Genomic DNA, 11,865 nt, shown 5'->3' on the forward strand with positions numbered 1-11,865 from the left:
GCCCTCTCAGGCCGGCTACCCGTCGAAGCCACGGTAGGCCATCACCCCACCGTCAAGCTGATAGGACGCGACCCCATCCCATACCAGTAAAACCCTTTCCCAACACACCATGCAGCATATTGGAACATCCGGCATTACCACCCGTTTCCAGGAGCTATTCCGGAGTACGGGGCAGGTCGGTCACGCATTACTCACCCGTTCGCCACTCTCACCCCCAAGCAAAGCCCGGAGGATCCCGTTCGACTTGCATGTGTTAAGCACGCCGCCAGCGTTCATCCTGAGCCAGAATCGAACCCCAAAAAAAACTTCATGAAGAGAACCAAACAAACGGCTCCCAAAAAAGAAAAAAGACGGAACCTCTAATAAGGAAAGAGGTTCGCACAAAAACCCCGACCCCCATCAAACCCCCTCGGGTACTCGAAAACGAGCGGGAATCGGACTGGCAATCATTGACTATAAAGAAGTAAGTAGTACAACACACTCTTGAGTTCTCAAACCACCACACACGGCCAACCCCGGAAACCAACCACACAAAGGAAAGAACCAGAAGCCGACCGGCAGCAAGAGAAAAACATACACCAACCCACGCCACACCGCAAACCAGCACACGAAAAACACGCCCGAAACGTTGCAACGACGGCGCTCCCACGGCGTGTCGAAAACAAGGGCCCAAACCCCCTACACCCACCAGCCTACCCGGCCACACACCACCACACACACCCCAACCAACACAATTCACCCACAACCAACCACACATTCACCCAACCCGACAACCCCCACAGCCCGCCCCGGCGGGCAGCTCCCCCTCACAGGGGGAGCAGACGTCGTCAAGGTCGCGCCCGGCGAGAACGGCTCGGCAGCTCCCCCTCACAAGGGGAGCAGACTCTCCCCCACCCGGCGCAGCCGGGAGCCCCCTCGACAGAGGGGGCCAGGAACGACGACGCCCCACGCACATACGAAAAGATCCCCGGCTCCTTACGGAACCGGGGATCTTCAATACGTCACGGCATCACGCCGAAACGGCGTCACACCATAGCGACGGCATCAGGCAACCGCGTTCGGGTCGACCGGGATGCCGGGGCCCATCGTGGAGGTGATGGTCGCCTTGGTGATGTAGCGGCCCTTCACGGTGGTCGGCTTGAGGCGCTTGACCTCGTCGGCGACAGCGCGGAAGTTCTCGTCCAGAGCGGACTCCTCGAAGGAGGCCTTGCCGATCAGGAAGGAGAGGTTGCCGTTCTTGTCGACGCGGAACTCGATCTTACCGGCCTTGATGTCCTTGACGGCCTTGGCGACGTCCATGGTCACGGTGCCGGTCTTCGGGTTCGGCATGAGGCCACGCGGACCGAGCACACGGCCGAGGCGGCCGACCTTGCCCATCATGTCCGGGGTGGCGACGACGGAATCGAAGTCGAGGAAGCCGCCCTGCACCTTGGCGATGAGCTCGTCGTCACCGACGATGTCGGCGCCGGCCTCCTGCGCCGCGGTGGCCTGCGGGCCACGGGCGAAGACGAGGACCTTGACGGTCTTACCGGTGCCGTGAGGCAGGCTCACGGTGCCGCGGACCAGCTGGTCGGCCTTGCGCGGGTCGACGTTCAGGCGAAGCACCGCTTCGACGGACTCGTCGAAGTTGCGGGTCGGCATGCTCTTGAGCAGCGCGATGGCCTGGTCGGGGGTGTACAGGTTGTTGCGATCGACCTTCTCGGCCGCCTCAAGGTACTTCTTGGAATGCTTAGCCATCTGTCCTTCTCCTTATCAGTCGGTCACCGTGATGCCCATGGAGCGGGCGGTACCTTCGATGATCTTCATGCCGGCCTCGATGTCACGGGCGGAGAGATCGGCCATCTTGGTCTCGGCGATCTCACGAACCTGCGCCTTGGTGACGGAGCCGACCTTGTGGGTCAGCGGGTTCTCGGTGCCCTTGTCGATGCCGGCGGCCTTCTTGAGCAGAGCCGCGGCCGGCGGGGTCTTGAGAATGAAGGTGAAGGAACGATCTTCGTAGACGGTGATCTCGACCGGGATCACCTGTCCCATCTTGTCCTGCGTCTGGGCGTTGTACGCCTTGCAGAAGTCCATGATGTTGACGCCGTGCGAACCGAGCGCAGGGCCCAGCGGCGGGGCCGGGTTGGCCTTGCCGGCCTGGATCTGCAGCTTGATCAGCGCGGTGACTTTCTTCTTGGGAGCCATGTTATGGTTCTTCTTTCTATAACGCGGTGCAATCGGTCGCCGTCCGTCCGCACGCGCCGCCGAAGCGATGCGTGGCCGTCCGCACGGTCTCCTCCCGCAACTTATATCGCTGTGCTGTGCTAGCGGGTCTCCCCTCCAGACACAAACCATCCCATTATGCGGTGCCGTCCCGACATCATCGGCATCGTCGACACGCATGTCGCGTCACACGCGTCGTCGCGAACCGTCGCGAACCGTCGACGTCGTCGTGACGAACGTCGCGCGTCGTCCGTCGCGACGCGACGCGCGCGACGATACGCGAAGGGCCGTCGGGAGAGTGATGCTCCCGACGGCCCTCTTTCCGCGCGATGGCGACGTTCCGCGCGACGCCGGCGTACCGGCCGCGCGCGGATGTCGCCTCACACGCGAGTCACCTCACGTGACTCACTTCGAGCTTTCGTGCTGGACCTGTGCCTTGCGCACGGACTCCTCAGCGGAGGCGATGATGTCCTCGGCCGACAGCGGCTTGAGGCGGCACCACAGTTCGAACGCGATGCCGACGACCAGCATGATGATGCCGGTCCACAGGTTGATCGCGATGCCGTTGGTGTCGGCGCCGTTCATGTTCGGCGCGACGATGCCGACGATCGTGACAATCACGCCGTAGATGATGAACAGGATGGCGATGAGCCGGCGCAGATCGTTGTTGCGCGCCGCCTTGACCGCCTGGTCCTTCTCGGCCTGAGTCAGCAGGTCCTTGCCCTGAGTCTCTTCTGCCATTGCAAACTCCTTAAGACGTTCCTACGTACTATGGGTCAACCCGATGGGTTTAGAAGAACGGGATGTAGAAGACGAGGCCGAGCACGAAGATCACGGTGCCCAGGATGAGCGGCTTCTTGTACCACGGGACCTTCACGGTGGCGACGTCCTTTCCGGCTTCCTTCGCGGCGCGCTTGGCGTCCTCAAGCTCCTCGGCGGAGGCCTCCTTGAAGTACTTGATGCCGTTGGTGCCGAAGGTCAGGCCCTCGAGCTCCTTGTCGGTCTTGGACTTGGTGAACGGCGTGAGCACCGCGGCCACGAACCAGGTGGCCAGGCAGGAGATGATGGCGCCGTACCAGGTCTCGGCGGTGGCGGAGCCGAAGATCGGGCTGCCGGCGGCGACGGACTGCAGGTACAGGATGTAGGTGATGAGCGGGGCGATGATGCCGCACACGTAGCCGACGGTGCCGGCGATGTTGGAGACGCGCTTCCACACGAGGCCGAGGATGAACACGGCGAACAGCGGGGCGTTGAAGAAGCTGAACAGCGTTTGCAGGTACGTCATGATGTTGCCGAACTGCGACGCGATCCACGCGGTGAACACGGAGATGAACACGCCGATCACGGTGATGATGCGGCCCATGTTCAGGTAGTACTTGTCGTTCTGGCCGGGCTTGACGTAGTCCTGCCACAGATCGTAGGTGAACACGGTGTTGAACGAGGAGACGTTCGCGGCCATGCCGGCCATGAAGGAGGCCATCATGCCGGTGATGGCGACGCCGAGGACGCCGTTCGGCAGGTACATCTTGAACAGGTACGGGATGGCTTCGTTGTACTGCAGGACCGGGTGGGCACCGGAGAACAGGTTGCCGACGGTGGCGGCCGCGATCATGCCCGGGATGATGATGATGAGCCAGATGAGCATCTTCGGGATGGCGCCGAGGATAGGCGTCATGCGGGCTGCGGTCATGCTCTTCGCGGCGAAGGCGCGCTGCACCTCGGTGAAGTTGGTGGTCCAGTAGCCGAAGCCGAGCACGAAGCCGAGGCCCATCAGGATGGAGAACCAGTCGCCGCCGACTGGGTTGGTCACGTTGCCGATGCCGGTGCCGGCCCAGGCGTGGATGGAGCCGCTCCAGCCCTTCATGCTGTCGAGCTTGGCGGTCAGACCGCTCCAGCCGCCCACGTGGGACAGGCCGATGACGGTGACCGGGATGAGGGCCGCGACGATGACGAAGAACTGCATGACCTCGTTGTAGATGGCGGAGGTCAGGCCGCCGAGGGTGATGTAGGCGAGCACGAACACGGCGGACACGATGATGGCGGTCCACTGGCTCCAGCCGAGCATGGCCTGCAGGATCAGGGCCATGGCGTACAGGTTGATGCCGGCCTGCAGGATGGTGGACACGGCGAAGCAGAGCGACACGATGACGTGCGCGCCCTTGCCGAAGCGCTGGTACATGAATTCAGGCACGGAGCGCACGCCGGAGCCGTAGTAGAACGGCATCATGAAGATGCCGAGGAACACCATGCCCGGCACGGCGCCGATCAGGTAGTAGTGGATGGTCGGCGTGCCGATCTGGGCGCCGTTGGCGGCCATGCCCAGGATCTCGGTGGCGCCCAGGTTGGCGGCGCAGAACGCGAGGCCTGCGATCCAGGCCGGCATCGAACGACCGGCGAGCAGGAAGTCCTCGGAGGACTTCTGCTGCTTGTGAATCGAGTAGCCGATCCAGACGATCATGGCGAAGTAGATGATGAGGATAAGCCAATCCACCCAGCTCAGCGACAGGCGAATCGCGGATTCCCCGGCAGCAAGATCAATCATGCCGCTCCCTCTTTCCTAGAGTTGTTCTTCCTTGAACACAGGCATCGGTCTCACTGCCGATGTTTGCGTTACCGGTATTAATATAAACCCACCTTTACAAAATCGCAACTTGTATCGAACATATTGCTATTTATTTCAAACAATCCAAGACAAAGACGAACTAATCCGCACATTTCCGCCGTTTGCGCGTGCATTTCCGGCGCGCATGACCGCGTGCCGCATACCGTTCCGGCTGCCGTTCCGCGTTCGCGGACGCACTGAGAACATTGGCATCAACCGGTTCGATTCCGCCGGCCTCGCCCCCCGCCTGTCTCGCAAAGAAATGTAAGATACCTCACATTTCCCCCACGATGTGCGATTCCCGCGCATCGCACATACCCCCAAATACGAAAAATCCCCGCCCAAGGCGGGGATTCCAAGAATGTCAGTTCACTGAGGTTTGGCGACACGTGCGACGGCAAGGCGCACCGAGGGAAGCGGTACCAAGGTACCGCGACCGAGGAGCAACGAAGCTAACGCTCCATCGTTGGATTTCAGTCGAGCTTCTGGACTTGGTTGAAGCCAAGCTCCACCGGCGTATCGCGGCCGAAGATGGACACGAGCACGGTGAGCTTCTGCGTGGTGGGCTCGACGTCGGAGACGACGGCGGCCATGGTGGCGAAGGGGCCGTCGGTGACGGTGACCTGGTCGCCGATGGCGTAGGAGACCTCGACGGTGCGCTTCTTGGCGGCGGCGGGCTTGTCGCCGGCCTTCTTGAGCGCTTCGGAGGCAATCATCGGGGCCATCATGGCGACGACTTCCTTGCGGGAGAGCGGGGCCGGGTCCTTGGTGGGGCCGACGAAGCCGGTGACGCCTTCGGTCTCGCGGACGATGCGGCGGGCGTTCTCGTCGGGCCACATGCGGATGAGCACGTAGCCGGGGACGCGCACGCGGGTGATGACCTTCTTGCCCTTTTCGGTGTGCTTCTCGACTTCCTCCATCGGGACTTCGATCTGGAAGATGGTGTCTTCGAGGCCGAAGGACTGGATGCGGGATTCGACGTTGGTCTTGACGCGCTTCTCGTAGCCGGAGTACGTGTGGAGCACGTACCACTTGCCATCGAGAGTGCGCAGCGACTTGGAGAACGCTTCGACGGCGGCCTGGCCGGCGTCGGTGGCCTCGGCCTGCTCGGATTCGTTGGTCTCCTGCTCCTCATCATCGTCGAGGGAGATGGAGGGCGTTTCGACGGAGGCGACCGGGGTCTCGGAGGACTCGGACGCTTCGGCCGGAACCTCGGAGGCGGTCGCATCGGATTCCGCGGTCTCGGAAGTCTGGGCGGCGGCATCGGCGGAAGCCGTGTCGTCGGCGTTCACGTCGGCGGCCTCGGCCGGAGCGGTCTCCGGCAGGTCGGGCAGCGCGTCGAGATTCTCGAGATTCACTTCATCACTCATGCGTATTCACCTTCGGGTTTCGTTGTCGTGTGTCAGTACGATCAGCCGAACACCCACAGCATAAGCTTGCCCAGACCGTAGTCCATGCCGGTGACGAGCGCCATCAGCAGCAGCACGAAGATGAAAACGGCCAGAGACCAGAAGAACAGTTCCTTGGCGGTGGGGGTCACGACCTTGCGAAGCTCATCGATGATCTGCTTGATAAACAGACCGATGCGCATGAAGACGTTCGGCTTGATGGCCTTTTCGCTCTTGCTAGCCTTCGCCATATTCATCCTTCGCTCAGGGTATTCATAGATCCTTGGCAGGGAAGGCGGGACTCGAACCCACAACCTACGGTTTTGGAGACCGTTGCGCTACCAATTGCGCCACTTCCCTAGGTGAAAATCACCTTGCTCGGCATCCTCGAGAGAACGCTTCGCCCGGCGAAAACCGCCAAGCAGATATAGTAGCGGCTCGTCCGGAATCCGTCAATTCGAGGTGTCCACATACAGAGAATCCCGTGTCAAAACCACGGGATTCCAACGATGTTACGGCATGTCGCGATCTACGCGAAACGCACGCGTCACGCCTCGACGTACGCCTTCATGCGGCGCATGCCCTCGGCGAGCTGGTCGTCGGCCAGCGCGTAGGAGAAGCGCAGGTAGCCGGGCGCGCCGAACGCCTCGCCCGGGACGGCGGCGACGTGCGCCTCGTCGAGCAGCGCGGCGGCGAACTCGGAGGAGGAGTGCGAGACGGTGCCGTTGGGGCCGAGCGGCTTGCCCAGCAGCGCGGTGATGTCGGCGAACGCGTAGAACGCGCCGGTCGGCGTCGGGCAGTTCACGCCCTCGATGTCGTTCAGCGCGGCGACGATCGCCTTGCGGCGCACGTCGAACGCCTCGCGCATGCGGTACACGGCGTCGAGCGGGCCAGAGACAGCGGCGATGGCGGCGCGCTGGGATACGTTCGCCACGTTGGAGGTCATGTGGCCCTGCAGCTTGGCGGCGGCCTTGGCGACCGGCTCGGGGGCGATGAGCCAGCCGACGCGCCAGCCGGGCATCGCGTAGGTCTTGGCGACGCCGTTGAGCACGATGAGCTGGTCGCGCACCTCGGGCACGGCGGTGCCGATGTACGTGGTGTGCGCGTCATCGTAGTTGAGGTGCTCGTAGATCTCGTCGGAGATGACCCACACGTGGTGCTCGATCGCCCACTTGGCGATGCCTTCGATCGTCTCGGCGCTCCACACGGCGCCGGTCGGGTTGTTCGGGGAGGTCACGATGATCGCCTTGGTGCGCTCGGTGCGGGCCGCCTCAATCGCGGCGAGGTCCGGTTCGAAGCCGCGGTCAGCCCCGGCGAACACCTCGACCGGCTTGCCGCCAGCGAGCTTGACGGCCTCCGGATAGCTGGTCCAGTACGGCGTCGGGATGATGACCTCGTCGCCCTCGTTCAGCAGGATCTGGAACGTCGAGTAGACGGCCTGCTTGCCGCCGTTGGTCACGACGACCTGATCGGGCGTCACCTCGTAGCCGGAGTCGCGCAGCGTCTTGTCGGCGATGGCGCGACGCAGCTCGGGCAGGCCCGGCGTGGGCGTGTACTTGTAGTTCTTCGGGTCGCGGCAGGCGGCCGCCGCCGCGTCGACGACGTAGTCGGGCGTCGGGAAGTTCGGCTCGCCGGCGCCGAAGCCGATGACGTCGAGTCCGGCGGCCTTCATGGCCTTCGCCTTGGAGTCGACGGCGAGCGTGGCGCTCGGGGTCACGTGATTGATACGGTCGGAGAGAGTCTGCCAATCAGCCATAGTCATGGCTCCCACAATAAACCCGGGGAGCGAAAAAGGGAACAGTCCGACGGGCTGTTCCCCTGGTGAGTCGGCGACGTTTCAGACAAGCACGAGATTGTCGCGGTGGACGAGCGGATGCGCGTACTCCTCGCCGAGGATGCGCTTGAGCTGCGTCGTGTTGCGTCCGAGCATGCGCGGCACCTCCTCGGAGTCGTAGCCGGCGAGTCCGCGCGCCAGATGCGTGCCGTCCTCCGCGTCCACCCACACCGGGTCGCCGGCGGAGAACGCGCCGCGCACCTCGACCGCGCCGGCGGCGAGGAGCGACGCGCGTCCGCCGCGCACGGCCTCGGCCGCGCCGGCGTCGACGATGATCGTTCCGCGCGGCTCGGCGGCGAAGCCGATCCACAGCCGTCGCGTCGAGCCACGGCGCTTCACCGGCGCGAACGCGGTGCCCACCGGATCGCCCATCAGCGCCGGTCCCGCATTGCCCGCGCACGTGAGCACGGTGGGGATGCCGGAGACGGCCGCGACGCGCGCCGCCTCCAGTTTCGTGACCATGCCGCCGGTGCCGACCTTCGAGCCGGTCCCGCCGACCTTCACCTCGCCGAGCGCGTCCACGACGTTCGGCACGTAGCCGATGCGTTTCGATCCGGGTTCCGACGGCGGGGCCGTGTACAGGCCGTCGACGTCGGTGAGCAGGACGAGCGCGTCGGCGCGCACGAGGTTCGCGACGAGCGCCGACAGTCGGTCATTGTCGCCGAAACGGATCTCGTTCGAGGCGAGGGAGTCGTTCTCGTTGATGATCGGCACGACGCCCAGGTCGAGCAGCCGGTCGAGCGTGCGCTGCACGTTGCGGTACTGGGTGGCGCGGATCGTGTCCTCCGCGGTGATGAGGATCTGCCCAACACGCACGCCGAACCGGCCGAACGACGCCTCGTACTGCGCCATCAGCAGGCCCTGGCCGACGGCCGCGGTCGCCTGCTGCGTGGCGACGTCGGCCGGTCGCGCGTCGAAGCCGAGCGGGCCGAAGCCCGCGGCGATGGCGCCCGACGAGACGAGCACGACGCGCGCGCCCATCAGGTGCGTCGAGGCGAGCGCGCCGACCAGCGCGTCGAGCTTGCCGGCGTCGAGATGGCCGTCCGCCTGCGTGAGCGAGCTCGAACCGACCTTGACGACGACGGTCTCCGCCTCGGCCACCCGCCTGCGGATCTCGGCCTGTGATGGTGTGGACATGATTCCCCTTCCGTTTCGGCTCCCTCTGACGAGGGAGCTGTCGGCTGCAAGCCGACTGAGGGAGAGATCCGCATGCCCCCCGGGTGGTCTCTCCCTCAGTCCCGCTGCGCGGTCCAGCTCCCTCGTCAGAGGGAGCCACGATGACTACTGCTCTTCGATGTCTTCGCCGCGACCGAACAGGCTCTTCTCGTCGTGGCGGTCGTCGTCGATGGACGGGTCGGCCCAGTGGCCGGCCTTGCGTTCCTTCATCATCGCCTCGCGCACGGCGGTCTTCGCGTCCATCATCGCGTGGTATTCGCGACGGCGTTCCGCGTTCGTGCGGCGGCGGGAGCCCGGCTGTTCGGCGTCGAGACGCAGATCCTGGCCGCGCGCGCCCAGCGGCGCGCCGTCGAGACGCTCCGCGCCGGCGGCGATGGTCGGATCCCAGTCGAAGTCGACGGCACGGTCGCCGCGGCCGATGCGTACCTCGTCGCCCGGCTTGGCGCCCTTGCGGCGCAGCTCGTCCTCGACGCCCAGCTTGGCGAGACGGTCGGCGAGGTAGCCGACGGCCTCGTCGTTGTCGAAGTTGGTCTGCTGCACCCAGCGTTCCGGCTTGCGTCCGGTGACCTCGAACCAGAATTCGCCGAGCTTGTTCTCCTTGCGTTCGACGGTGAAGTCGACCGGGGTGCCGTGCTCGTCGGCGGAACGACGGCGACGCCCGCGCGTCTCCAACGGCTTGATGACGACGCGGGTCTCCTCCTCGGCCTGCTCGCGCTTGGCGACCTCGTCGCGCATCTCGGCGACCATCTCGGCCAGCGCGAAGTTGAGCTCCTTCAGGCCCTCGTGCGAGGCGGTGGAGATGATGAACACCTTCATGCCCATCTTCTCGAATTCGGGCTTGACGAACTCGGCGAGCTCCTTGGCCTCCGGCACGTCGGCCTTGTTGAGGATGATGATGCGCGGACGCTCCGGGATCGGGATCGCTCCGAGCGGCAGTTCCAGCGAGCCCGCGTATTCGGCGAGCTCGTGCTCCAGCGCCTCGTAGTCGCTGACCGGGTCGCGACCGTCCTCGAGCGTCGCGCAATCGATGACGTGCGCGATGATCTCGGTGCGTTCGATGTGGCGCAGGAATTCGAGGCCCAGGCCCTTGCCCTGGGAGGCGCCCGGAATCAGGCCCGGCACGTCGGCGATCGTGTAGCGGCGGTCGCCGGCGATGACCACGCCGAGGTTCGGCACGAGCGTGGTGAACGGGTAGTCGGCGATCTTCGGCTTGGCGGAGCTCATCGCGGCGATGAGGCTCGACTTGCCGGCGGACGGGAAGCCCACGAGCGCCACGTCGGCGATGGACTTGAGCTCGAGAATCACGTCGCGTTCCTCGCCGAGCTCGCCGAGCAGGGCGAAGCCGGGGGCGCGGCGCGTGCGGTTCGCCAGCGCGATGTTGCCGAGGCCGCCGGCGCCGCCTTCGGCGGCGATGAAGCGGTCGCCCTCATGGCGCAGGTCGGCGAGCTCCTCGCCGGGGTGCTTGGGGCTCCCCTGCTCGCCCTTGGCCGTGAAGATCACGGTGCCGCACGGCACGGGCAGGATCAGGTCCCTGCCCTTGACGCCGTCCTTGTTGTCGCCCAGGCCCATCGTGCCGCTGGGCGCGACGCGGTGCGGCATGAAACGGTAGTCCAGCAAACTGGTCGCGTTGCGCGTCGCCTCGAAGATGACGGAGCCGCCGTCACCGCCGTTGCCGCCGTTCGGGCCGGCCAACGGCTTGTACTTCTCACGGCGGATGCCGGCCGAGCCGTTGCCGCCGTCGCCGCCCTTCACATGGACGGTCACTCGATCCACAAAATCACTCATAACTTGTTACCCTATCCTGACCCTTGGTTCATGGTCGTTCGAAATACGCCGGATACGAAAAAGCCGCGTCCTTGCGGGCGCGGCTTCTCGAAACGCTTGTCGCTGAAATCTCAGCTGGTCGCTCAGGCGGCGATGACGTCGACGACCTTGCGGTCACGACGGACGCCGAACTTGACGGAGCCGTTGGTCAGCGCGAACAGGGTGTGGTCCTTGCCCATGCCGACGTTCTGGCCCGGGTGGAAGTTGGTGCCACGCTGGCGGACGATGATGTTGCCGGCGACGACGGCCTCACCGCCGAACTTCTTCACACCGAGGTATTGAGGATTTGAATCGCGACCGTTACGCGAGCTGGAAGCACCCTTCTTATGTGCCATGATCGTTTCCTTTCGGTACTAATTAAGCTTGTTTGGAAAACCTGCTGTCAAGAACTCAGGCGATCTCGGTGATCTTCACCATCGTCAGCTTCTGACGGTGGCCCTTGCGGCGGGCGACGCCGGTCTTGTTCTTGTACTTCTGGATGTTGATCTTCGGGCCCTTGGCGTCGTCCTTCACGACCTCGGCCTTGACGGAGACCTTGGCGAGATCAGCGGCGGCGAGGGTGACGTTCGCACCGTCGACCACGAGCGCGACCGGGAATTCCACGGTATCGCCCTGCTTCGCGTCGAGACGGTTGACGAGGATGACGTCGCCGACCTCGACCTTTTCCTGATGGCCACCGGCCTTCACAATCGCGTACATAATCGTTCCTTTATTGAATTGGCAAGCTTCTTGCCTGACTCACCCGGATATGCCGGGCTCGCGGTCAGACACCAACAGTCGAACTTACACCGACGCGCGGACTAACGCAACCGTGTTCCGTCCGCGTGTCAGGTGTGGAT

The 11,865-nt window shown here is 64.4% G+C and carries 11 protein-coding genes, 1 tRNA gene and 1 rRNA gene; all 13 read right to left on the reverse strand.

What is annotated here, in order from left to right; genetic code table 11:
* A 16S ribosomal RNA gene (locus AC1AYX_RS06305) occupies positions 1 to 304 on the reverse strand; the annotation flags it as partial.
* A gap of 740 nt (positions 305 to 1,044) precedes the next feature.
* Complete coding sequence (gene rplA, locus AC1AYX_RS06310) at positions 1,045 to 1,737, reverse strand: 50S ribosomal protein L1 (RefSeq protein WP_476502716.1); 693 nt, start codon at positions 1,735 to 1,737, stop codon at positions 1,045 to 1,047.
* A gap of 15 nt (positions 1,738 to 1,752) precedes the next feature.
* Positions 1,753 to 2,184, reverse strand: a complete 432-nt coding sequence (rplK, locus tag AC1AYX_RS06315; protein ID WP_476502717.1) for a 50S ribosomal protein L11 — start codon at positions 2,182 to 2,184, stop codon at positions 1,753 to 1,755.
* A 423-nt stretch (positions 2,185 to 2,607) separates the two neighbouring features.
* Positions 2,608 to 2,943, reverse strand: a complete 336-nt coding sequence (locus AC1AYX_RS06320; RefSeq protein ID WP_476502718.1) for a hypothetical protein — start codon at positions 2,941 to 2,943, stop codon at positions 2,608 to 2,610.
* Between the two features lie 49 nt (positions 2,944 to 2,992).
* Positions 2,993 to 4,744 (reverse strand): sodium:solute symporter family protein, encoded by a 1,752-nt coding sequence (locus AC1AYX_RS06325; RefSeq protein WP_476502719.1) that lies wholly within the window; start codon positions 4,742 to 4,744, stop codon positions 2,993 to 2,995.
* A gap of 533 nt (positions 4,745 to 5,277) precedes the next feature.
* Positions 5,278 to 6,174: a transcription termination/antitermination protein NusG gene (gene nusG, locus AC1AYX_RS06330; protein ID WP_476502720.1), complete on the reverse strand. Its 897-nt coding sequence runs from the start codon at positions 6,172 to 6,174 to the stop codon at positions 5,278 to 5,280.
* 41 nt (positions 6,175 to 6,215) lie between these two features.
* On the reverse strand, positions 6,216 to 6,443 hold the full coding sequence (gene secE / locus AC1AYX_RS06335) for a preprotein translocase subunit SecE (protein WP_476502721.1): 228 nt from the start codon (positions 6,441 to 6,443) through the stop codon (positions 6,216 to 6,218).
* Positions 6,444 to 6,476: 33 nt separating this feature from the next.
* Positions 6,477 to 6,552, reverse strand: a tRNA-Trp gene (locus AC1AYX_RS06340).
* Between the two features lie 187 nt (positions 6,553 to 6,739).
* Complete coding sequence (locus AC1AYX_RS06345; protein ID WP_476502722.1) at positions 6,740 to 7,948, reverse strand: pyridoxal phosphate-dependent aminotransferase; 1,209 nt, start codon at positions 7,946 to 7,948, stop codon at positions 6,740 to 6,742.
* A gap of 81 nt (positions 7,949 to 8,029) precedes the next feature.
* Positions 8,030 to 9,163 (reverse strand): glutamate 5-kinase, encoded by a 1,134-nt coding sequence (gene proB, locus AC1AYX_RS06350; RefSeq protein ID WP_476502723.1) that lies wholly within the window; start codon positions 9,161 to 9,163, stop codon positions 8,030 to 8,032.
* 144 nt (positions 9,164 to 9,307) lie between these two features.
* A complete protein-coding gene (gene obgE / locus AC1AYX_RS06355) occupies positions 9,308 to 10,987 on the reverse strand; it encodes a GTPase ObgE (protein WP_476502724.1) in 1,680 nt (559 codons plus the stop codon).
* A gap of 122 nt (positions 10,988 to 11,109) precedes the next feature.
* Entirely contained in the window at positions 11,110 to 11,361 is a 252-nt protein-coding gene (rpmA, locus tag AC1AYX_RS06360) for a 50S ribosomal protein L27 (RefSeq protein ID WP_476502725.1), read from the reverse strand.
* A 55-nt stretch (positions 11,362 to 11,416) separates the two neighbouring features.
* On the reverse strand, positions 11,417 to 11,725 hold the full coding sequence (gene rplU / locus AC1AYX_RS06365; protein WP_476502726.1) for a 50S ribosomal protein L21: 309 nt from the start codon (positions 11,723 to 11,725) through the stop codon (positions 11,417 to 11,419).
* Positions 11,726 to 11,865: the final 140 nt, after the last annotated feature.

The organism is Bifidobacterium sp. LH_419, from assembly GCF_056356955.1.